The sequence below is a fragment of the Pseudomonas sp. URIL14HWK12:I6 genome, from assembly GCF_000514195.1.
In the GTDB taxonomy this organism is placed as follows: domain Bacteria; phylum Pseudomonadota; class Gammaproteobacteria; order Pseudomonadales; family Pseudomonadaceae; genus Aquipseudomonas; species Aquipseudomonas putida_A.
The window spans coordinates 243,055-265,160 of sequence record NZ_AZVL01000005.1 but is presented as its reverse complement, the minus strand read 5'-3'; the positions used below and the strand labels follow the sequence as shown (position 1 = coordinate 265,160).

General features: G+C 58.2%; 16 protein-coding genes. 7 read left to right on the top strand and 9 right to left on the bottom strand.

The window, feature by feature from the left end; translation table 11 throughout:
• Window position 1: 1 nt before the first annotated feature.
• The 4 genes from H043_RS0111225 to H043_RS0111205 all read right to left on the bottom strand — a co-directional run bounded on the left by H043_RS0111225 (window position 2) and on the right by H043_RS0111205 (window position 5,275).
• Window positions 2-1,015, bottom strand: a complete 1,014-nt coding sequence (locus H043_RS0111225; protein ID WP_027611944.1) for an iron ABC transporter substrate-binding protein — start codon at window positions 1,013-1,015, stop codon at window positions 2-4.
• 186 nt (window positions 1,016-1,201) lie between these two features.
• On the bottom strand, window positions 1,202-2,719 hold the full coding sequence (locus H043_RS0111220; protein ID WP_027611943.1) for a glycosyltransferase family 39 protein: 1,518 nt from the start codon (window positions 2,717-2,719) through the stop codon (window positions 1,202-1,204).
• Window positions 2,716-4,437, bottom strand: coding sequence for a lipid IV(A) 4-amino-4-deoxy-L-arabinosyltransferase (gene arnT / locus H043_RS0111215; protein ID WP_027611942.1), 1,722 nt, complete (start codon window positions 4,435-4,437; stop codon window positions 2,716-2,718). The genes H043_RS0111220 and arnT overlap by 4 nt, the downstream gene beginning before the upstream one ends.
• Before the next feature lie 295 nt (window positions 4,438-4,732).
• Window positions 4,733-5,275 carry a histidine phosphatase family protein gene (locus H043_RS0111205; RefSeq protein ID WP_256214184.1) on the bottom strand — a complete coding sequence of 181 codons (543 nt, stop codon included), beginning with the start codon at window positions 5,273-5,275 and terminating at the stop codon, window positions 4,733-4,735.
• 451 nt (window positions 5,276-5,726) lie between these two features.
• Between H043_RS0111205 and H043_RS0111200 the strand changes: the two genes are divergently transcribed.
• Entirely contained in the window at window positions 5,727-7,037 is a 1,311-nt protein-coding gene (locus H043_RS0111200; protein ID WP_027611940.1) for a HAMP domain-containing sensor histidine kinase, read from the top strand.
• Here the strand turns inward: H043_RS0111200 and H043_RS0111195 are convergent.
• From H043_RS0111195 to H043_RS0111175, 5 genes are all read right to left on the bottom strand, one after another.
• Window positions 6,995-7,546: a membrane integrity-associated transporter subunit PqiC gene (locus H043_RS0111195; RefSeq protein ID WP_027611939.1), complete on the bottom strand. Its 552-nt coding sequence runs from the start codon at window positions 7,544-7,546 to the stop codon at window positions 6,995-6,997. The genes H043_RS0111200 and H043_RS0111195 overlap by 43 nt on opposite strands.
• A gap of 16 nt (window positions 7,547-7,562) precedes the next feature.
• A complete protein-coding gene (locus H043_RS0111190) occupies window positions 7,563-9,218 on the bottom strand; it encodes an intermembrane transport protein PqiB (protein ID WP_027611938.1) in 1,656 nt (551 codons plus the stop codon).
• A 117-nt stretch (window positions 9,219-9,335) separates the two neighbouring features.
• Window positions 9,336-10,637, bottom strand: coding sequence for an FAD-binding oxidoreductase (locus tag H043_RS0111185; protein ID WP_027611937.1), 1,302 nt, complete (start codon window positions 10,635-10,637; stop codon window positions 9,336-9,338).
• Window positions 10,634-11,722 carry a polyamine ABC transporter substrate-binding protein gene (locus tag H043_RS0111180; RefSeq protein WP_027611936.1) on the bottom strand — a complete coding sequence of 363 codons (1,089 nt, stop codon included), beginning with the start codon at window positions 11,720-11,722 and terminating at the stop codon, window positions 10,634-10,636. The genes H043_RS0111185 and H043_RS0111180 overlap by 4 nt, the downstream gene beginning before the upstream one ends.
• Window positions 11,723-11,903: 181 nt before the next feature.
• Window positions 11,904-13,262 carry a glutamine synthetase family protein gene (locus H043_RS0111175; protein WP_027611935.1) on the bottom strand — a complete coding sequence of 453 codons (1,359 nt, stop codon included), beginning with the start codon at window positions 13,260-13,262 and terminating at the stop codon, window positions 11,904-11,906.
• Between the two features lie 161 nt (window positions 13,263-13,423).
• On the opposite strand from H043_RS0111175, the gene H043_RS0111170 reads away from it, so the two are divergent.
• From H043_RS0111170 to H043_RS0111145, 6 genes are all read left to right on the top strand, one after another.
• Window positions 13,424-14,320 carry a helix-turn-helix domain-containing protein gene (locus H043_RS0111170; protein ID WP_027611934.1) on the top strand — a complete coding sequence of 299 codons (897 nt, stop codon included), beginning with the start codon at window positions 13,424-13,426 and terminating at the stop codon, window positions 14,318-14,320.
• A gap of 94 nt (window positions 14,321-14,414) precedes the next feature.
• The gene (locus tag H043_RS0111165; RefSeq protein WP_027611933.1) at window positions 14,415-14,924 is read left to right on the top strand and encodes a sigma-70 family RNA polymerase sigma factor; all 510 of its coding nucleotides are present in this window, start codon (window positions 14,415-14,417) and stop codon (window positions 14,922-14,924) included.
• Window positions 14,924-15,886, top strand: a complete 963-nt coding sequence (locus H043_RS0111160; protein ID WP_027611932.1) for a FecR domain-containing protein — start codon at window positions 14,924-14,926, stop codon at window positions 15,884-15,886. Before H043_RS0111165 ends, H043_RS0111160 begins: the two co-directional genes overlap by 1 nt.
• A gap of 67 nt (window positions 15,887-15,953) precedes the next feature.
• A complete protein-coding gene (locus H043_RS0111155; protein WP_027611931.1) occupies window positions 15,954-18,356 on the top strand; it encodes a TonB-dependent receptor in 2,403 nt (800 codons plus the stop codon).
• 133 nt (window positions 18,357-18,489) lie between these two features.
• Window positions 18,490-19,005 carry a cupin domain-containing protein gene (locus H043_RS0111150; RefSeq protein WP_027611930.1) on the top strand — a complete coding sequence of 172 codons (516 nt, stop codon included), beginning with the start codon at window positions 18,490-18,492 and terminating at the stop codon, window positions 19,003-19,005.
• 1,653 nt (window positions 19,006-20,658) lie between these two features.
• On the top strand, window positions 20,659-21,951 hold the full coding sequence (locus H043_RS0111145; protein ID WP_027611929.1) for an integrase: 1,293 nt from the start codon (window positions 20,659-20,661) through the stop codon (window positions 21,949-21,951).
• Window positions 21,952-22,106: the final 155 nt, after the last annotated feature.

The following is a 22,106-nucleotide window of genomic DNA, read 5'->3' as shown; positions in this document are numbered from 1 at the left end:
CTTAGAGCAATCCGGCCTGGGTCATCAGCTCGACGGCTTTTTTGCTGTCGAGGGTCGACGCATCGACTTTCGGCGCGTCGAGGGTTTTCAGCGGAGTCAGCTTCGGATTGGACGGCGCGTCTTTACCCACGGCGTATTCGAAGGAGGTGCCGGTTTCGAGCACTTCCTGACCTTCCTTGCTGGTGATGTATTTGACGAACTTCTGCGCTTCATCCTGATGCTTGCTGGAGGCCAGCACGCCAGCGCCGGAGGTGCTGACGAACGCACCCGGATCCTGATGTTTGAAGTAGTACAGCTTGATGTTTTTGCTGTTTTCGCCGGTCTTGGACTGATCAACGAAGCTGTAATAGTGATAGATCACGCCGCTGTCGATCTGTCCGGCGTTCACCGCTTTGAGCACCGCACTGTTGCCGCGATAGATCGTGGCGTTGGTCTTAATGCCCTTGAGCCATTCCAGCGTGGCAGCTTCGCCTTTCTGTTGCAGGACGGCGGCGACGATCGCCTGGAAGTCCGCGCCGGCCGGGGAGGCGGCCCAACGGCCTTTCCAGGCCGGGGTGGCGAGGTCGAGCAGGGATTTGGGCAAGTCCTTTTCAGTCAGTTTACTTGGGTTGTAGACGAACACGGTGGAACGGGCGGCGATACCGACCCAATTGCCGTGGGCCGGACGGTAGGCGGAATCGACTTGCTCAAGGGTAGCGGGCGCCAGAGGGGCGAACAGCTTGGCGTTGTCCACCAGCACCATCGCCGGGGAGTTCTCGGTGAGGAATACGTCTGCCGGCGAGGCGGCGCCTTCCTGCACGAGCTGGTTGCCCATCTCGGTGTCATCGCCGTTGCGAATGGTCACCGGAATGCCGGTTTCCTCGGTGAAGCCGGCCACCCAGGCCTTGGTCAGCGTTTCATGCTGCGCGTTGTAGACCACCAGACCCACCGAATCGGCGGCAAAAGCCTGCCCGGTGCCGAGCAACGCAGTGGCCAGCAATGCGCGTTTGAAGAAGGATGGAAAGCATGGATTCATTCGGGCAGCTCCTGTTTTCAGACGTTATGAGCAAACCCTCGCAGGAAACAATGCGAACGATTTGCAAGTGTCGAGTCGCGGCAATGTAGGGTGGCAAATGAGAAAAAAACGTCAAAGAAGCCGTTAATACTTGTCATTACCATTCAAATTTACCGCGACTCTCTCCTTTTGTCTTAGCGTCATTGCTCAGGAGTGGGGGATGTAAGCCACGCTCTGGTCTGCACGCCCGTGGAATACCTGTTCGCCACGGGTCGGGGTGGTGGTGATGACCTGATGATCAGCCTTCAGCGCATCGAGTGGCACGGCGTCACCGGAACGGTATTGCGCCACGAAGATCGTGCGTTGCGGATCCCAATGTTCGCCGCTGGTGCGTTGCAGCCAGGCGATCAGCGTCGCTGTGTCGCCATTGTGCGGGAAGTCCTCGATCGTTTCCGGCACGTAGTAGAACGGTGCACCACCGGTTTGCAGATACATCGGTACTTTGTTGTCGACCTCGATCATGACCATGCGCCATTGATTCAACGGTGCCTGCTGACTGGCCTGCTCGCGTACCTGCTCGCCGAAGCGGATGACACCGCCGCCGCTGTTGGTCCACGGGTAAAGCACACCCAGTACCGCAGCGAGCAACACAGTAGTGACAGCGAAGCCGATCTTCAGCCCACGGCCTTCGCTGTTGCGGGCGGCCATGCGCCGGGTGACCCACCAGGCACCCAGCAATTGCGCGAAGGGCACCAACGGCAGGACGTAATAACTGCGGCGACTGCCACTGGCGGTGAAGAACAGCATCAGCAGCGCGAGCCCTTGAATCAGCCAGCGGGTATCCGGTTCGATGTGCTTCCAGTTGCGCGCGGCCACCCACAAGGCGATCAACCAGCACGGTGCCCAGGGCAGGGTGTAAACCGGCAGGTAGATCAAGTAGGTGTAAATCGGCCCGAACTGATCGAACGGCTGGAAAAACCGCACGACGTTTTCACGCAGCACCAGGCCGAGGCCGCTTTGTTCGTAGTTGGGCGCACCGTAGAGGTGAGACAACAGGAACGGCGCCATGTAAAACGCCCCGGCGATCAATAGCGCGCCGAACAGTCGCAGGTTCAGATGACGTTTCCAGCGGTGTTCGCTGAGCAGGTGCGGCAGCAGCACCAGCCCCGGCAGGATGAAACCGATCAGGCCCTTGAACAGCGACGTCAGCGACAACAAACCGAAGAACACCACGTAACGCCAGAAGCGGGTGTCATCCGGGCCGCGCCAATACCACCAGACGGCCGCCAGCACGCCGCAGACGGTGAGAATGTCGGCGGTGGCGACTCGCGCCCAGAACACGAAATACAAGGTGGTCGCCAGCATCCAGCCGGCGATCAGCCCGGTGCCTTTGCGAAACAGTTGCTCGCCAAGCAGATACACCAGCCACACGCTGAACCACGCGGAAATCACCGAAGACAGACGCAACGACCAGTGCCCCAGTCCGCCGGTGAACCAGGAGGTCGCGGTGATCAGCCAGTACGACAGCAGCGGTTTGTCGTAATAAGGACTGCCTTTGAGATAGGGATCGAAATAGTCGCCGCTTTGCAGCATCTGCAAGGCGATGTTGGCCCAGCGGGTTTCCGGCCCCCACAGCTCGCGACTGCCCAGGCCGAGCAATAACAGCAGGGCAGTCGCCGTCAGCAGGAGCAGCAACGCGCCCCGGTCTTTTTTGTCTGCGGTCATGGTTTGCTCTGGGCAAAGATGAAGATTTCCAGGTTGCCGCGCCGGAAGTGCTGACCATCGATCGGCAACAGCTCCAGTTGCTGCTCGTCAGAGGTGCTGTTGACGCGCATTACCACGCCCACCGAGCCTTTCTTGCGCGCTGCGGTCATCCATTCGCCTACGCCGTCGAGGCTGACCTTGCGTGACGCCATGGCCGGGTCATCGAGGCCGTACTTGAGCTCGCCAACGGTGTTGAACAGGTCGACTTGCGGGCGGCGCAAACGCCATGACAATGCGGAAGCGGCTCCCAGGTCGTTACTCAGCAACGAGCTGGTTTCGCTCAGTTGCTGCTGATGTTCGGCAATGAACTGATCCGGCATCTTGCTGTTGACGATGGTCGCCGGCATCGCGGCCGGCAGCAATGCGACGAGCAGGCCGATGCCCAACGCCGGCATTGCCCACAGCGCCAGAGGGCGCAAGGCTTGCAGCGATCCGGCAATCAGCCAGCCAAGCAGCACGATATAGCCCAGCGACAGGCTGAACATTTCGGTGTGTTCGTAAATTTCACGGGTCGCTTGCAGATAGATCAGCGCGACCAGTGCGGCAACGGCCAGCATCACGTTGACCACACCGTTGATGCGCAAGACACGGCCGTTCTGGCGTTCGAGCCAGCCCATCAGCGTGTGGCCCATCAACAGGGCCAGAGGCAGCAGGCACGGCATGATGTAAGTCGGCAGTTTGCCGCTGCTCGCGCTGAAAAATGCCAGCGGCAGCAGGAACCACAAGGCGAGGAAGGCGATTTTCGGATCACGCTTTTCCCGCCAGGTACGCAGCAGTGTCGAAGGCAACAGCAGTGCCCACGGCAAGGTGGCCGCAAACAGCAGCGGCAGGTAGAACCACCATGGTCGTGCGTGCTGTGCGTCTTCACCGGCGGCGAAGCGGCGGATGTGTTCGTGCCAGAAGAAGAACCGCCAGAAATCCGGTTCACGGGCATGCACGGCCAGTGCCCATGGCACGCTGACCAGCGCGGCCACTGCAACGGCAACCAGCCCATAACGCACCAACTCACCGAAACGCCGTTGCCATATCATGTAGGGCATGGCGATCAGCACCGGCAGCATCAGGGCGAGGAAACCTTTGGTCATCAGGCCCATGCCGCAGGCAAATCCCAACAAAGCCCAGCCGCCCAGGCGCGCGCGCGGGGTGTTGCTGTCGATGGCAAACCAGATCGCCACCAGACTCAGGTTGACCCACAAGGTGAACTGCGGATCGAGGTTGGCATAGCCGGCTTGTCCTGCAATCAGGCCGAAGCTCATATAAAGGAGGGCGCACGCGGCGCTGATTCGCGGGTTGTTCCACAGGCGCCGGGCCAACAGGTAGGCCAGCCACACGCTAACCCCGGAGCTGAGTGCCGAGGCGATGCGCACGCCGAACAGGTTTTCACCGAAAATGGCTTGGCCGATGGCAATCATCCAGTAGCCGGCAATCGGTTTTTCAAAGTAGCGAATGCCCATGAAGTGCGGCGCCACCCAGTTGCCGCTCTGCAGCATTTCCTGACTGATCTGCCCGTAACGGGTTTCATCGGGAATCCACAGGCCGTGGGTCATCAGCGGCAGCAGATAAAACGCCACGAATGCCAGCACCAGCCCGGGGATCGCAAAGCGTTCGATCAGGGTGCGCTGGGGGAGGCGCGGCAAATTCAACGCCGCATGGTGCAGCGGTTTGTTCTCAGACGTCATGACTGGACCTTGGTGCAGTACAAAGTGTGCGTTTCAGTGGCGGCCTGGCGATTTCCGTAGCAGGCGCGGCACTGGGTTGAATGAATGCAGAGGCGAGCACGGCCGATGGGCGTGTCCTGCATTCAGAGAACGGGTCTGCTTCCAGCTTTAAGTTCTCCTTGAGAAGACAAGCTTTAAAATGAAATATTTCCAATTGCTGAAAGTAAAAAACATTTCTTATTACAAATTCATTGGCGCCAACACGCCGTGCCAGAGCATTGACTGAGTCATGGCCTTATTTAATTAAGTCTGATGATTACTTGTTCAATCGTTGCCAACCCTCGGGGTTCATGAGGCCAATGACTTCAAGTTTTCCTTGCGCATCTATCCGGGCCAAAACAGCGCTGCCATATTCGGCGGCGACCGCGCGCGGGTAACCGGTCTGCCGTTCGAAATCGGCAATGCAGCCGCTGTGGGTCACCAGGATCATGTTCTGCCCCGGCGTCTTGTGTGCCACCAACTCATCGCGCATCGTCGGGCCACAGGTTTCCAGCCATTCCGCCGCCACGGCATCGTGGCCGAGCATGTAATGCGCAGTCTGCAGGGTGCGCGTCAACGGGCTGCTGAACAACTGGGTTTTTTCCAGGCCCAGTTGCGTAAAGCCACGGCCTACCTGGGCTGCAGCAATGCTGCCAGCCTGGGTGATACCGTCTGCCGGCCCCAGACAGGGATTGGTCGAGCGGTCGCAACGTTCGGTATGTCGCACCAGTGCGACGACCTCACCGGCCTGCCAGGCCTTCACCCATTCCTGGGTAGCCGACGCACTCGCATAGCGCAGGTTGGCGGGCGAACGTTGCATCCAGACGAAGCCGCAAATCAGTGTAATCAACAGCAAACCGACAGCAATGATTGCCCAAGTGCGCGGACGAGACAGATCCCATCGCCTGGACGCTGATTGTACGTGTACTAATTCAACCACGACGTTGCCCCTTGTCATTCCCGAGTTCCACTCAGTACACGCACAGTGCAACGTAAGCTCCAGGAGGTTAGTTACTTTACGGTGGTCTACTTGAATGGCTGCTGAACACTACGTTCAGAGTCGTGGCGGAGCAGTGAAGAACATGTGAAAAATTTGCGAGGTCCGGCGTGTGTTAACTAAAACGGCTATTTGATAAACAAACTCAAATACCCGTTTTGTTTGTTTTAAACACTTAACAACAACGCCGGGCAAAGCGAAGCTGCGAATATTGGTCAACGTCGTCGCGCCGCCCCTTGCAGCCCTGACATCAGCAGTGGAGTCATTGAACCGGATGGACCTCAAGCAAAGCCTCGCCAATCGGATTGTGATTGTGTTCGCCCTGATGAGCGCGGTGGTGGCCGGTGTTTTCGCGATGGGCATTGTGGCCACGGTGCATGTCGTCGAGCACAAGTTGACCATGACCGCCCTCAGCGGTGGACTGCGCCGCTTGTTGGCGATGGACGACATCAATCAATGGCGCCACGAGCCGGAAAAGAGCGAACTGTTTTTTTTCGAGAACGGTCCAGGCCCAATGGCGCTGACGCCACAACTGGCAGCACTGCCCCAGGGGTTTCAGGAGATCACCTTCAACGGTGACGATTTCTACGCGATGGTCGAGGCGGTCGGTGGCCGCAAATATGTGCTGTTGCGCAATCAGGAAAGCTTCGAACAGCGTGAACACCTGCTGTTCGTGGTGGTGATAGTCGGGTTCATCCTCAGTGTCATGCTGGCGGTCGCGCTCGGCAGGTTGTTGGCGCGGCAGGTCATGGCGCCGGTGATTCGCCTGGCGGGGCAGGTGCGGCATCGTGATCAATTGATCGCGCTGGCGCCGGCCCTGCATCCGGATTACGCCGATGATGAAGTAGGGGAGTTGGCCCTGTCTTTTGACCAGACACTCGGCCGGTTACGCGAAACCCTGAATCGGGAAAAGCTCTTCACCAGCGACGTCAGCCACGAACTGCGCACACCGTTGATGATTCTGGCCAGCTCCTGCGAGCTGTTGCTGGCCAACCCTTCGCTGGATCCGCGTTCCACCCAGCAGGTCACACGCATTGCCCGGGCCAGCGCTGAAATGCGCCAACTGGTCGAAACCTTCTTGATGCTGGCGCGCAAGCCGGAAGAGCTTGGTACCGAATCGACCTGCACACTCAAATCGATCGCCGATGCCCAGGTGGAAATCTGGGGGCGACTGATTCGTGAAAAGGGTCTGGAATTCATCTACGAGCCGCAACTGGCGGGCACCACGCGTTATGACCTGACGTTCTTGCAGTCGGTCATGGGCAATCTGCTGCGCAATGCCTGGCACTACACCGATCAGGGCTTTGTAAGGTTGACCCTGCTCAAGGACAGCTTCGTGGTCGAGGACAGCGGCATCGGTATTCCGGAAGAGAAACGTCACGCGATGTTCCAGCCATTCGTGCGCGGTGACGAGCAGCGCGGTGAAGGCCTTGGGCTGGGATTGTCGCTGGTGCAGCGGATCTGCAGCCATCAGCGCTGGCAGGTTCAGTTGGTGACTCGCGAACCCAACGGCTGCCGTTTCACCGTCACGCTGTCGGCGGCTCAGGAGGCCGAAGGGCAGGCGCGAGAATTACCCGCCGCTTGATTGATCAATGCTGCCAGGCGTTTGACGTTGTTCTGTTGCGCGGCCACCAGGTCGTCGATGCTCGGGCCGGACGGAGTTTGCAAGGTTGAATGGCAGGTCAGCAGCGCATTGTCCGCCGCACCGCTGGGACGCAGGCGCCATTTGACGTCGATCAGTCCGTACTGGCCGGGGATCGAGTCGAAACGCTGCACATCGATGCGCACCGAGACGTTGCCGCGACTGCCGGTATTGCTCAGTTGATCGTTCAAGGCACTGCGCAGCTCATCCGCCAGACTCGCCCCCCACCACTGGGTTTCCAGAATCGCCAGGCCATTGTTGCCCTGACGGATGACGATTTGCGGACGGTCAACTTGCGGCGGCACGCTAATCCCCTCGATCGGAATCTGCGCGCCCGAGCGGGACGCCGGCAGTTGCACCGGGGTCAGGGTGTGAAAGTTGATCGGCTCGCTGCGGCAGGCGCCCAGCAGCATGAACGCAGCGAGCACGGTGATCTTCAGCGGTAAAGCCATGGGGGAGCTCCTGTGCTCAATTGCGCGGCGGTCCTTTCAGATCCAGCGGCGCCGCGTTGTCGGGACGACCGCGAATCAGCGATTCCGGATGGCGACCGAGATAATCCGACAGCTCACGCAGCGAACGCGACATGCGCCCGAGTTCGTCGAGGGTCTCGGTGAGTTTCTCGCGCTGTGGCGAATCTTCGGCCAGGGTCGAGCTGGCGGACTGCAAGGTCTTGCTGACGTCGGCCAGGGTGGTCTGCACGCTTGGCAGGGTTTTCGCATTGAACTGGGTCAGGCCTTTGCGCAGCTCGACGAGGTTGCTGTCGAGGTTGCCGGCAATCCGTTCGACCGGCAGTTTGTTGAGCTTGTCGACCACCGCTTCGAGTTTTTCCTGCAACTGTTCGAGGCTGCCGGGCACGGTTGGCAAGACCACCGGCCGAGCCGTCGCGTCGAACGCAACTTTCTCGGCTTTCGGGAAGAAGTCCAGCGCAATGTACAACTGCCCGGTCAGCAGGTTGCCGCTGCGGGCTTGGGCGCGCAGACCATTGTCGACGAAGGTGCCGAGCAAACGAATGCCGGCGGCTTCGTCGTCGGGGTCGTGCTTGAATTCGGTGAGCATTTTTTTGTAGGCCTGCCCCAGGCGCTGCGGATAAATGACGATGCCGACGTTAAGCGGGAAGCTGCGTTTCTTCGCGTCAAAGTCCAGATTGATGCCGACCACCCGGCCAATCTCCATGCCGAGAAATTCCACCGGCGCATCGACCTTGAGCCCGCGCAAGGACTGCTCGAAACGCAGCACCATGTATTGCGCTTTGCCATTGGGCGGGGCGAGGGCGGTCTGCTGATCGGCGAACAGTTCGAAGTCCTTGTCGTCGGCGGCGGCCACATCGTTGGGGCTGTAATCCGGCGCACGGAAGGCAATGCCGCCGACCAGCATGGTCGACAGCGATTCGGTCTTCACCGCAAAGCCGTTGGCGCCGACATTGATGTCGATGCCGCTGGCGTTCCAGAACCGGGTGTTTTCGGTGACGAACGCGTCGTTTGGCGAGTGAATGAACACTTCGATGTCCACGCCCTTGCCCTCGGGATTGAGGGTGTAGGTCACGACCTGGCCGACCGGAATCTTGCGGTAGTAAACCGGCGAACCGATGTCCAGCGAGCCCAGGTCCGGGGCGTGCAGCATGAAGCGCTTGCCCGGTTCGCCGTAGGTGATCGGCGGTGGATTCTCCAGGCCCTTGAAACGTTTGGCGCGGCTGTCGGCCTGACCGATATCGGCACCGATGTAGTCGCCGGAGAGCAGGGTGTCGATGCCCGAAACGCCACCGGCGCCGATGCGCGGGCGCACGACCCAGAATTGCGAGTCTTCGCGGGTAAAGGTTTCAGCCTGTTTGGACAGCTTGATGGTGGCGTCGACGCTTTTCTGATCGCCGCTCAACTCGACGTCAGTCACCTGACCGATCACCACATTGCGGTATTTGACTTCGGTCTTGTTGGCGGTCAGGCCGCTGCCGGTCTTGAAGTTGACGACGATGGTCGGGCCTTCCTGCATCAGGTTGTGCACCACCAGCGAAATACCGACCAGCACCGCGACGATCGGCACGATCCACACCAGTGAAATACTGAAACGACGCGTCTTAATCGGCGCTTGGCCCGGTGCTCGTGGCTCATCGGCGGCTGACGACTTCATCCATGTCCTCCTCGGTTTTGTGGATGCTGAGCGTCAGGAACGCAAAAGCACCTCATCAATATAGAAGTGCTTGGCGATAGAGCAAATAAGCGAGGAGATGGTTACGTGGTGGATGCCTCAGCCGAGGATTTCACGCAGGCGATACCAGAACATGCCCAGTGCCAGCAGCGGCGAACGCAAGGCCGGGCCGCCGGGGAAGGTCATGTGCGGCACGGTGCTGAACACGTCCATGCCCTGACTGTGGCCAGCGTGAATGGCCTCGCCCAGCAGCTTGGCGCACCAATGGGTGACGTTGAGGCCGTGACCGGAGTAACCCTGAGCGTAGAACACGTTCGGCTGCTGCTGGAGCCGGCCGACCTGCGGGAAGCGGTTGGCGGTGATGCCGATCTTGCCACCCCATTGATAGTCGATGCGCACGTCCGCCAGTTGCGGGAAGACCTTGAGCATCTTCGGGCGCATGTAGGCGGCGATGTCCGCCGGATCGCGCCCGGAATAATGACAGGCGCCGCCAAACAGCAGGCGTCGATCCGCTGAAAGCCGGTAGTAATCGAGGCCGACTTTCTGGTCGCACAACGCGAGGTTGTGCGGGATCAATTGCGCGGCACGCTCCTCGGACAGCGGCTCGGTGGCGATGATGTAACTGCCGGCCGGCAGTACTTTACCGCTGAGTTGCTGTTCGAGTTCCTCCAGATGCGCGTTGCAACCGAGCACCAGACTGCCGGCACGAACGCTGCCGGTGGCGCAGCGCACTTCAACGGTTTCGCCATGAATGATCTGCAGCACCGGGCTTTGCTCGAAGATCCGTACACCGAGGGACGCCGCCAGACGCGCTTCGCCTTGCACCAGATCAAGCGGGTGCAGATGGCCGGAGCCCATGTCGATCAGACCACCCGCGTAGATGTCGGCGTTGACCACTTGCTGACGGATCAGCTCCGGGCCGACCAGACGGGTTTCATGTCGATAGCCAAGTTCGTCGAGGCTGATCTGTTCGTCCTTGAACGCCGCGAACTGCGCCGGGGTGTTGGCCAGCTCGCAGAAGCCCCAACGCAGGTCGCACTCGATGGCGTTCTCGGTGATGCGCTGGCGCACCAGTTCCACCGAGTCGATCCCGGCGCGCTGCAAGTAACGCACGCCGTCATTGCCGACATAGCGGGCAAAGCCTTCGACCTCGTGACCGATGCCGCGAATCAACTGACCGCCGTTGCGCCCGCTGGCGCCCCAGCCAATGCGTCGGGCTTCAATCAACACCACCGACAGCCCGCGCTGCGCCAGTTCAATCGCGGTGTTGACCCCGGTGAAGCCGCCGCCGATCACGCAGACATCGGCGCTGAGGTCACCGTCGAGTGCCGGCCAGGGCGTACTGGCCCGGGCCGAAGCTGCGTAATAGGAGCGGGCGTGTTCTTTGCTGTACTGATTCATTTGTTCGACTTCACTTTGCTCCAGGACCGGGTCATCAGACGCATGATCGACTGGGGCGGGGTAGAGGAGATGTAGAGCTTGTCCAGCACTGCCTGGGACGGGTAGACCTCGGGATTGTTCACCAGCGCCTGATCCATGTACTGCTTGGCGGCCGGGTTCGGGTTGGCGTAACCGACCGAAGCGCTGACCTTGGCAATCACTTGCGGATCGAGCAGGTAATTGATGAAGGCGTGGGCTTCCTTGGTGTTGCTGGCGTCGGCCGGGATCGCCAGTAAATCGAACCACAGGTTGGCGCCTTCCTTCGGAATCGCGTAAGCGATATTCACCCCGTTCTTGGCTTCCTTGGCGCGGTTGGCCGCCTGGAACACGTCGCCGGAGTAACCGAAGGCTACGCAGATGTCGCCATTGGCCAGATCGGAAACGTATTTCGAGGAGTGGAAATAGGTGATGTACGGGCGAATGCTCAGCAGTTTCGCTTCGGCCTTTTTATAGTCTTCCGGGTTTTCGCTGCGTGGGTCCATGCCCATGTAGTTGAGGATCGCCGGGAACACTTCGTCCGCCGAGTCCATCATCGACACGCCGCACTGGGTGAGTTTCTTCAGGTTTTCCGGCTCGAACAGCACGGCCCAGGAGTCGATGTGATCGATGCCGAGCACAGCCTTGACCTTGTCGACGTTGTAGCCGATGCCGTTGGTGCCCCACAGGTAGGGGACCGAATGCTGGTTGCCCGGGTCGTTCTTTTCGAGTAGTTCAAGCAGCTTGGGATCGAGATTCTTCCAGTTTGGTAGCTGCTCGCGATCGAGTTTGAGGAACGCCCCGGCCTTCACCTGACGCGCGAGGAAGTGGTTGGAGGGCACCACCACGTCATAGCCGGTACGGCCGGCGAGCAGCTTGCCTTCCAGGGTTTCATTGGAGTCGAAAACGTCGTAGATCACCTTGATCCCGGTCTTGGCCTGGAAGTCGGCGAGGGTGGTTTCACCGATGTAGTCGGTCCAGTTGTAGACGCTGACCTGTGGCTCGGCAAGGGCTGCGGTGCTGCACAACAGCGCCAATGCGGCGGGAACCATGGATTTCAATAGACGCATATCGACACCTCTTCGAATTTTTTGGATTTTTCAGGTGGTTCGCTAATTCCTGTGGGAGGGGGCTTGCTCCCGAAGAGGCCGGCACATTCAACATTTTCTGTGACTGACAGACCGCTTTCGGGAGCAAGCCCCCTCCCACAAAAGCCCATCCCACAAAGGTGAAGGGGCTTTGTGGGATGGATCAGACGCTCAGCAGCAGAAACTCGCGCTCCCAGGAGCTGATCACGCGCTTGAAGTTTTCATGCTCGGCGCGTTTGACCGCGACGTAACCGCGCACGAACTTGTTGCCCAGGTAACGCGCAACGGTGTCGCACTCTTCCATTTGCGTCAGCGCGTCTTCGATGGTGATCGGCAGGCGCAGATTGCGGCGTTCGTAGGCGCGGCCTTCGACGGCGGCACTCGGTTCGATGCCTTCGACCATGCCGATGTAGCCACACAGCAGGCTCGCGGCGATCGCCAGATACGGATTGGCATCGGCGCCCGGCAGGCGGTTTTCCACGCGCATGGATTCCGGCCCGGAGGTCGGCACACGCAGGCCGACGGTGCGGTTTTCTTCGCCCCACTCGACGTTGACCGGTGCCGAAGTGTCCGGCAGGAAGCGGCGGAACGAGTTCACGTTCGGCGCGAACATCGGCAGGACTTTCGGGATGTACTTCTGCAGGCCGCCGATGTGATGGCGGAACAGCTCGCTCATTGTGCCGTCGGCATTGGCGAAGATCGGCTTGCCGGTGGCGATCTCCACGACGCTCTGGTGCAGGTGCATGGCGCTGCCGGGTTCGTCGCCAATCGGCTTGGCCATGAACGTGGCAGTGACGTTGTGCTTGAGCGCCGCTTCGCGCAGGGTGCGTTTGAACACGGTGATCTGGTCGGCCAGATCCAGTGCGTCGCCGTGCCGGAAGTTGATTTCCATCTGCGCCGGGCCGTCTTCATGGATCAGCGTGTCCAGGTCCAGACCTTGCAGCTCGCACCAGTCGTAGACGTCTTCGAACAGCGGATCGAATTCGTTGGCGGCATCGATCGAGAACGATTGCCGCCCGCTTTCAGCCCGGCCCGAACGGCCCAGCGGCGCCTTGAGTGGCAAGTCCGGGTCTTCGCAGCGCTGGGTCAGGTAGAACTCCATTTCCGGCGCCACGATCGGCTTCCAGCCCTTGTCGGTGTACAGCTGCAGGACTTTCTTCAGCACGTTGCGCGGCGACAGTTCGATCGGGTTGCCGAACTTGTCGAAGGTGTCGTGGATGACGATGGCGGTCGGCTCGATGGCCCACGGAATCACATACACGGCGTCGCTCACCGGTTTGCAGACCATGTCGATGTCGGCCGGGTCGAGCAGGTCGTAGTAGATGTCGTCGTCGACAAAATCCCCGGTTACCGTTTGCAGCAGCACACTTTCCGGCAGGCGCATGCCTCGCTCATGCAGGAACTTGTTGGTCGGTGCGATCTTGCCGCGGGCGATGCCGGTCAGGTCGCTGACCACACATTCAACTTCGGTAATCTTGTGATCTTTCAGCCACGTGAACAGCTGATCGAAAGGGGCATTCATAAAGACCTCGTTATTGGTTTTATAGACGCCGGGGAGGGCGGGTTTCATCTTCCGCCCCTTCCCCTGTGGCGCGTTGGCGACTATCTTGGGCGTGCCTTGCCGTTCCATCTATCCACTTTAAGCAGCACCAAAGCGCACCAAAAGAGTGCGCAAGGTCTCCCATGACAACGTGTAATCCGCTTCAGGTTCAGGCTTTCAATACCGCTGATGTCAGCGAACAGATCCGCGCCACGCCGGGTTGGGTCCAGCATTACCAGCAGATGTCTCCCGGACATTTCGCCGGGCAGATCCGCTATCTGGACCTGGAAGGTGTGCAGGTTTATGAAGAACAGATGAACACCCGCGTCGAGCAGACATTCAGCGCGCCATCGGGTGCCTTGGCCTTCTGTTTCGATCGCAGCGACAACGCGCTGTATCTGCTCAACGAAGACAGCCGCAACATCTGGATAACCCCGGAGAACTACCAGGAAATTGCCGTGGTGTTCGGCCCGGAATTCGTCCGTCAGCACGGTCTGGATGTGGCGAGACTCGAAGGATTGTTCATGGCGCCGCTTAACTGCGGGCAGAACGCCTTGTTCAGTCGCTGGTTAAGCTCAACTCTCACGAAGTTGTCGCAAGCTGTTGATCCGTTTGATAAAGACTCACTGACTCAGCAGTTACTCGAAGACTGCCTGTTCATCCTCGACAACGCACACACCCGTCTTGATCGCGGCGGATTACAGCGGCGTAGCGAAGAACGGATGATCATGAAGCGAGTAGGGGAGTGGGCGGCAGATTCGCCGGAAGACACCGTCAATCTGCTCGAACTGTCGAAGGTCGCAGGGGTGCCGTTGCGACAATTGCAGCAGGCATTCAAGGCCTATACCGGGATGACTCCGAGTCACTGGTTGCGCCTGCGCCGGCTGAACAGTGCACACCGCGAATTGCTCAAGCGCCGGCCCACGGAAACCACCGTGGCTGAGGTGGCGATGCGCTGGTCGTTCTGGCATCTGGGGCGGTTTTCCAGCAGTTATCGGGCGCTGTTCAAAGAGCTGCCGAGCGAGACGCTGAAACGCTAGAGATTGCCGTCACGGGCAAAAAGATCTTGTGTCCCAAGCGAAGTTAAATAGAATCAGTCTCATTTGAATCTAACTTCGCGCAGGGTCTCTTGAGATGATTGAAGCCGCCACGCCATCCGAGCAGAGCCTGCACGCGCTGTACCGCGATCACCGAGGCTGGCTGGAAACCTGGCTGCGTCGACGCATGGGCAACGCGTGGGATGCGGCTGATCTGAGCCAGGACACCTTCATGCGCGTGCTGTGCAGCGCGCAACCGATTGCCGACATGCGTGAGCCTCGTGCCTATCTGCTGACCGTGGGCAAGCGTCTACTGAGCAACTTCTACAGCCGCCGCAGTCTGGAAAAAGCCTACCTCGAAGCCCTCGCGCAACTGCCGGAGGAGTGCGTCCCATCGCCCGAGCAGCGTTGGCTGCTGCTGGAAACCCTGCAAGCGCTGGACGAATTGCTTGATGGTTTGCCGCGAGCAGTGAGTCGGGCGTTTTTATGGAGTCAGCTTGAAGGCCTCGGTTACCGCGAAATCGCCGAGCGCCTGCAAGTGTCCGAGCGCACCGTCAAACGTTACATGGCGCAGGCCTACGAGCATTGTCTGCTGGTGGAGCTTTGATGCGCGTAGCCCCCAGCGATGAAGGCCGCGAAGTCGCCCGCGCCGCCGCGCACTGGCTGGCGTTGATGGAGTCCGGCGAAGCGGGCGCTGACGATCATGCGCAATTGCAGGTCTGGCGCAACAGCGATAGCCGGCATGAACACGCGTGGCAGAAAATCCAGCGCTTGCGCGAACGGTTTTCCGCTCTGCCTTCTGCGCTGGCCATGGCTACGCTGGATCGTCCGGACGCAGCGCGTCGGGCCGTGCTGAAACGCGCGCTTGGTATCGCGGCACTGGTGCCGGCTGCCTGGTTGATCAGTCGGCAACTGCCGCTAGATGTCTGGCGCGCGGATTTGCAGACGGGCACCGGTGAACGCAAAAAATTGCCGCTCGCCGATGGCAGTTCGTTGCAGCTCAATACCGACAGTGCCGTCAATATGGATCTTGCTGCCGGTCAGCTCACGCTGGTGCGGGGAGAGATGGCCCTTGATGTACCAGGCAACTCAGCGCTGATCATCAATCTGCCGTACGGGCGAATCATCGTCAGTCACAGTGAGATTTGCGTGCGTCTCAATGAGCGTGACTGCAATGTGTCGGTGGTCAGTGGCTCGGTGCAGTTGCAACCGTCAAACGGGCCGGCGCTGATCCTCGATCAGGGCCAGCAGATCAGGCTGCAGGCGTCTGGCGCGGGTGCTGTCCGGGCGTTTGATGTCTCGATGCCGAGCTGGCGCGACGGTGTACTGATGGCGCAGAACCAGCCGCTGGGGGATTTTCTGCGCGAATTGAGCCGTTACCGCCCTGGCGTGCTGCGCTGGGATCCGGAGCTGGAGGCGCTGCGCATCACCGGCAGTTTTCGCCTGGATAACACCGATCAAGTGCTCTCGCTATTGGCGGCCAGCCTGCCGATCGACGTGCAGAAACGCACGCGCTTTTGGGTCTCTCTCGTTCCGCGAAAATTGTCCCAGTCCAAAAAAACAGTCTGAGACCTGTCCCTTTTTTTCGCCTCGCTGGTCATTCCAGGCAAGTGAACCAAATCGAGAGCTTTTTCCTATGCCTGCAGTATTTCCAGGTCGTTTGCGTCCGTTGTTGCAGTTGAGCCTTTTGTTGAGCCTGAGTGCCAGCCCCCTGTTGATCCCCAGCAGTTGGGCGGAAAGCGCCGACCGCCGCGCTTATCAGGTGCCTGCCGGCAGCCTGGGTGCGGCGCTGACCCGTTTTGCCGGACTGGCCGGGGTCAATCTGTCGGTAGATCCGGCCTTGGTCAGCGGGCGCAACAGCAATGGTTTGTCGGGTGAGTTTGGCGTGGAGGAGGGCTTTACCCGGTTGTTGCTGGGGTCCGGTCTACAGCTGCAACCGGCGGGCGACCGCGCTTACACAGTCATTCCTGCGCCGGACGGCGGCAGTCTGGAACTGGCACCTACTTCGATCCTTGGATCGACGGGTGGCACGGATACCGAGGTTTTTGCCGGTGGCCAGGTGGCGCGCCGTGGCTCGCAAGGGCTGCTGGGTTCCCGGGATTTCATGGAGACCCCGTTCAGCATGACCACCTACACCAGCGAAACGGTGAAAAACCAGCAGGCTCGCACTCTGGGCGATCTGATCGCCAGCGATCCCTCGGTGCGTGCGACCAACCCGGCAGGCGGCCGTTATGAGCAATTCACCATCCGCGGTTTCAGCCTGTTCAACAGTGATGTTTCCTACAACGGGCTCTACGGGGTTCTGCCCACTTACACGATTGACATGGAAATGGCCGAGCGCGTCGACATCCTCAAGGGCCCGAGCCAACTGATCAACGGGATTTCGCCGCGGGGCAGTGTAGGAGGGGGGATCAACGTGGTGCCCAAGCGCGCCGGCGATCAGCCGAATACATCGCTGACGGCCAGTTACGCCTCGAACAATCAGCTCGGCGGCGCCGTCGACATCGGCCGTCGCTTTGGTGAGGACAACCAGTTCGGCCTGCGTTTCAACGGCGTCAAACAATCGGGTGACACTGAATGGGATCACCAGAGCGTCGATCGCGACATGGCCGTGCTGGGCCTGGATTTTCGCGGTGAGCGCCTGCGGCTTTCCACCGATATCGGTCACACCGAGCGCGATACCGATGCACCGCAAGAACGTGTGCAGGTCGGTGCAAACGCGAAAGTTCCGGATGCTGATGATGTGCGCGACAACTACGCGCAACCCTGGAGCCAGGCGCGAACCAAAGATACGTTTGGCACGCTCAATGGCGAGTTCGACGTCAGCGATTCGGTCATGTTGTATGGCGGCGTCGGCGCCCGTAAAAGTAACCACGATTTCCTTCGGCATGCGGTGTCGGTGACCAACGACGCCGGCGATTTCAGCGTTCAACCGCGGGACTTCACCCGTGACGAAAATGTCCGGACTGCCACGGCGGGTGTGCGTAACTGGTTCCATACCGGTTCAGTCAGCCACGAGGTCAATCTGGCGGCCAGCTACTTCTACATGGATTTCGAAAATGGCGGCGCGCGGTATGCAGCAGGGCGCAGCAATCTGTATGACCCGGTGGAAACCGCAAAGCCGCGCACGCCAACACGCTACGACGCCAGGGTCTACACGGAAAACCGCTTCAGCGGCGTCGCACTGTCCGATACGCTGGGGTTCTTCGATGATCGCCTGTTGCTGACCCTTGGCGCTCGCTGGCAAAGGGTTCAAGTCGACGACTGGAGCGATGATGTGAAGGGTGACACAGCCTATGACGAAGAAAAACTCTCGCCATCCGGCGGCATTCTGTTCAAGGCGACGGACAAGCTCTCGCTCTACGCCAACTACATGGAAGGCCTCAGCCAAGGGAAAATTGCGCCATCGACGTCGATCAACGAGGATGAAATCTTCCCGCCTTTCATCAGCCGACAAGTCGAAGTCGGGGCCAAATATGACGCGGGTTCGTATGCGCTTACAGCGTCTGTGTTCCGGATCAAACAGCCTGCTTATGAAACCAACGCCTCGACACGAGTCTTCGGCCCGAACGGCAAACGACAGAACGATGGTGTGGAATTGAGTGTGTTCGGCGAGCCGTTCAAAGGGTTTCGATTGCTCGGCGGCGTGATGTACATCGACAGCGAACTGACCCAGACCACCAATGGAACCTTTGACGGTAACCGCGCGCCCGCGACACCCAAATACAACGTCAATCTCGGCGCAGAGTGGGATGTACCCAATATGCAGGGGCTGACGCTGACAGGCCGTGGAATCTATTCGAGTTCGCAGTATCTGGATCAGTCCAACCAGAAGGAAATCGACTCATGGGAGCGATTCGACGTGGGGACGCGTTACGCCTTTAAACTGGACGACAAGACCATCACCGTACGCGCCAATGTCGAAAACGTATTGGATAAACGCTACTGGAGTTCGGCAGGCGCATCAGATGACAGCGAACCCGGTTTGACGCTTTCGACGCCGAGGACTTATCTGCTATCAGCAACGGTGGATTTCTGATTTGCTTTGTTAAACAAGTGCGCGCTTAAAAGGAGGGTAAAATCTTCGAAATTCAGCGATCTTCTGTTAACTACACTAAATAGCCGTTTAGTAGAGCTATCGTAAAATACGCCGCCATCCACCGGAGCAGAGCATGTCTCAACGCACAGTAAACGCACAGGCCTTGATTCAGGCGCTAGATCTGCAATCTCACGTGGAAGGCGGTTACTTTCGCAGAACCTATCAGGCCGATCATAGAGAGATGCTCGATACCGTCGGTGGCCCACGGTACCTGATGACATCGATTTACTACCTGTTGACCGAGCAATCACCAGTGGGCCAGTTTCATTTCAATCATTCCGACATTGTGCATTTTTTCCATCTGGGCGATCCCATCGAGTACAGCATGATCCATGCTGACGGCTCGCTGGAAACGCTGGTAATGGGCAACGACATTCTGGCGGGACAGCATCTGCAAATGCACGTGCCTGGCGGAATCTGGAAAGCTTCGCGACTGCTCGAGGGAGAACATGGATTTGGCTTGATCAGCGAGGCCGTGTCGCCGGGATTTGATTTTGCGGATATGGAGATGGGTGATCGACGCAAACTGATTGCGCAATTTCCACAGCACCGGATGCTTATTGAAAAGCTGACGCGGGATGCTGATTGAAGGTCGCCAATTGCAGGCAAGGCTGAGGTTTTGAAAAGAGGACTCAGGGTAAAACTCTGGATTGAAATCTGGCGTGCAACCGGGCTAACCCTGAAACATCTTGTTACGTGTAATGTATATTATGTTAAACCAAGTATTACGCTACGCGCCTTCCTGCACCAACATCTGTCTCCACTCCAACATCACCCCAGCACCTGCTCCAATCGCGAAATCAGCGGAAACGGCCTCTTTAGCCTCTTAACCTATTGATTCAGAGTGATATTCGATCGTCACGACCCTGGCGGCTCATCACTTTTTTAACGATATCAGCGGACATCCTGGTCCTCGCTAAGTGTTATAACCTACTGATATTAATAACTTTTTACCCTGAGGGCTTCCGAGGACAGCTTCCCTGAGTTTTCGTAAATGAGCGGAATCATTCAACAATGTCTCTGGCGTTCCCGCTGGTTAAAACTCAGTGAAATCAGTGGCTAATGGGCTTTTTTAACGTATTGAGCGGACTTTCCCGGTGTTGCTTCCCTATGACGAAATGAGCGGAGATTCCCGGCACTGGTTCCGGCTAATGACTGGTTTCCTAGCGATGGCAAGCTGGTATCGAATCTCCTGGATGCCCCGCAGATCAACCGTTTGACCTCTCCGTAGTACAATGGAAAATGATGCAGTCAGCGATCGCGTCAGAATGGGCCTCACCTTGAAGCTACGTCGGAACGCGCCGAGATTTGCCTTAATCAGCGGACATTCCCGAGCAGGATTTTGAGCAAAGTGTCCTGCAGGCCAATAAAATCGGGAGCCTAGGCTTTTTGGCTTTATCAGCGGATTTCCCAGCGCCCCTTAGCGTTTAACGTAATTAGCGGACTTTCCCGGCCGATAATGGTGCCTTACGGCCGCGTGTGAAATGATGTTATTAAAAGCTTTATAAATCATAAGGTTGACGCAGTTTAACCATTTGAGCGGACATCCCCGGCGTGCCGTTTTGACAAAATGAGCGGACATTCCCTAGACCTCTGTTGGAACAAAGATGCCGTGCAGGCCACGGAATCCGTAGGTCTCCGCGGTTTTCACCAATTAACGGACGTTCCCGGCGCAGGGAGCTCCTAAGGCGATCGACCCAAGGACATGCGTAGCAATCGTTTCAAACGATCAACGTGCAAACACTCTCCGGCTACCAATATCTGCATAACGCAACGGTGCCTGGTTGACGGCTGGTGTTAGCAGTCGGCATTCCTCAGGTCGCTGATACGCGAGACGGCTCTGGTCTGCGTATTGAATTTTAAATACGCTCGTTAGGTTGAAGAGTTTCGTATTTAAAAAAGAGTTAAATATAAGAGGTATCAATATTAGGTTAATTAGCGCGTGGGTGATTAAGCGCGGGGTCGGTGGATGATCTGCGAGTCGGAGCGCATTTAAAAAGAAACGGAATTCAAAGATTCGCGCCCGCGAACTAAATCGTCAGGGCGTTGCCTGTCAAGCATTGCATCTCAAATAAGTTTGGATTGAGCGGTAGTTGCACAAGTGCAGAGCAGCGGCTACTATCCGGCAATGTCAATCCGTTATGCGAAAAAAATAGGTGGTAGTGGAATACATCTATCCAACTTCCGATTACTCCCATAACTGGAAGTTTCTTTTCAACGTTTAAAGTGCCCGGTGGTTCGAATGTTCAGCGCGCCCAAACCCATCTTTGAAACCTACGAGGCCTTTATTGATCAAGACTTCAGTTTCAGTGAACCTGTACTGAACTGCGTCAAAAACTTTTTAGATTCATTTCCCGAGGAACTGGAGGCCGGCCGTGGTTATATGGCGGTGCGCACCTTTCTGCGAGCTTTTTCCGACAATGCCCAAACCTTCAGTTCATACCGCACTCAAGCCGAGCGTTTATTGCTGTGGGCGCTACTGGTTAAGAAGAAGCCGCTGCACCTGTTAAAGCGACAGGATGCCCAGGACTACTTGGATTTTTGTCGTAATCCCTCTCAGGACTGGGTGGGCCCTGTGACGCGCAGTCGTTTCATTTCTAACGATGAGGCGCATGTTACCGAGGCGGATGCGCTGATTCCGAATCCAAAGTGGTTCCCGTTCAATTCAAAAACGACCAAAGCGGTAGGCAAGACTTCAGAGCCAAGCTCGACGAACTCGGTGTATTCGACCACCGAAAGCAGCCTCAAATTGGTGTTTACGGTGTGCAGTCGATTTTATGAATTTCTGATCGAGGATGGCGGCGCGCCCGCCAACCCATTCAGAATGCTGAAAAAATCGAACCGCTTTACCGACGACACATTCGACGTGGGCGCGGGACGGGCCTTGACGCCCCTGCAATGGGATTACGTCTTGGAAACCGCCGAAAAGCTGGCGGAGGATGATCCCGTTCGTTTTGAACGTACCCTCTTCATCCTGGCGACTCTTTTTGCGATGTACCTGCGTGTCTCTGATGTGGTGGGCCGGAAGAACTGGAAGCCCACAATGGGCGACTTCCGCCAAGACGCTGAGGGCTTTTGGTGGTACCACGCGGTGGGAAAAGGCAATAAAGCCGGCAAGATCGCAGTTCGCGACGAGTACATCGAAAGTTACCTCAAGCGCTACCGCAAATTTCTAGGGCTGAGTGATCTGCCTGAGCGCAATGAGTCCACGCCTTTAATCTCGACCCTCAGAGGTCGATCGGGGCTATCAGATCGACAGGTTCGCGCCCTCCTCCAAATCGTCTTCGACAAAGCGCTGGAAAGAATGCGCGGTGAGGGGCGTGAGAAACATGAAATGGACAGCCTGTTGGTGGCGTCTGCGCATTGGTTGCGCCATACCTCGGCGACGTTCGATGCGCCGCTGCGTGACGCCAAAGACCTCCAGATCGATCTACGGCACAGCAACCTCAGTACCACACAGGACACGTACTACCATTCTCACGACCAAGCACGCGGGTATTCAATCAAACGTATTGGTATGCGCGATCGCGGTTGAGCTCAGGCGACGTCTGGATGATATGGCGTCTACCAGATTAATGGACTCTCTCAACTTCGTCAGCGATGACAACTGCTTCGCTGTAATCAGGCTCGCCATCTCATGGATGGTGATTATGTATTAGATACGTTGCACCGATATGCAAAGATGGACGC

Bases quoted from the DNA above. Each gene is read 5' to 3' on its own strand.
- H043_RS0111225 (WP_027611944.1), bottom strand. From the start codon at position 1,015: ATGAATCCATGCTTTCCATCCTTCTTCAAACGCGCATTGCTGGCCACT.
- H043_RS0111220 (WP_027611943.1), bottom strand. From the start codon at position 2,719: ATGACCGCAGACAAAAAAGACCGGGGCGCGTTGCTGCTCCTGCTGACG.
- arnT (WP_027611942.1), bottom strand. From the start codon at position 4,437: ATGACGTCTGAGAACAAACCGCTGCACCATGCGGCGTTGAATTTGCCG.
- H043_RS0111205 (WP_256214184.1), bottom strand. From the start codon at position 5,275: ATGCAACGTTCGCCCGCCAACCTGCGCTATGCGAGTGCGTCGGCTACC.
- H043_RS0111200 (WP_027611940.1), top strand. From the start codon at position 5,727: ATGGACCTCAAGCAAAGCCTCGCCAATCGGATTGTGATTGTGTTCGCC.
- H043_RS0111195 (WP_027611939.1), bottom strand. From the start codon at position 7,546: ATGGCTTTACCGCTGAAGATCACCGTGCTCGCTGCGTTCATGCTGCTG.
- H043_RS0111190 (WP_027611938.1), bottom strand. From the start codon at position 9,218: ATGAAGTCGTCAGCCGCCGATGAGCCACGAGCACCGGGCCAAGCGCCG.
- H043_RS0111185 (WP_027611937.1), bottom strand. From the start codon at position 10,637: ATGAATCAGTACAGCAAAGAACACGCCCGCTCCTATTACGCAGCTTCG.
- H043_RS0111180 (WP_027611936.1), bottom strand. From the start codon at position 11,722: ATGCGTCTATTGAAATCCATGGTTCCCGCCGCATTGGCGCTGTTGTGC.
- H043_RS0111175 (WP_027611935.1), bottom strand. From the start codon at position 13,262: ATGAATGCCCCTTTCGATCAGCTGTTCACGTGGCTGAAAGATCACAAG.
- H043_RS0111170 (WP_027611934.1), top strand. From the start codon at position 13,424: ATGACAACGTGTAATCCGCTTCAGGTTCAGGCTTTCAATACCGCTGAT.
- H043_RS0111165 (WP_027611933.1), top strand. From the start codon at position 14,415: ATGATTGAAGCCGCCACGCCATCCGAGCAGAGCCTGCACGCGCTGTAC.
- H043_RS0111160 (WP_027611932.1), top strand. From the start codon at position 14,924: ATGCGCGTAGCCCCCAGCGATGAAGGCCGCGAAGTCGCCCGCGCCGCC.
- H043_RS0111155 (WP_027611931.1), top strand. From the start codon at position 15,954: ATGCCTGCAGTATTTCCAGGTCGTTTGCGTCCGTTGTTGCAGTTGAGC.
- H043_RS0111150 (WP_027611930.1), top strand. From the start codon at position 18,490: ATGTCTCAACGCACAGTAAACGCACAGGCCTTGATTCAGGCGCTAGAT.
- H043_RS0111145 (WP_027611929.1), top strand. From the start codon at position 20,659: ATGTTCAGCGCGCCCAAACCCATCTTTGAAACCTACGAGGCCTTTATT.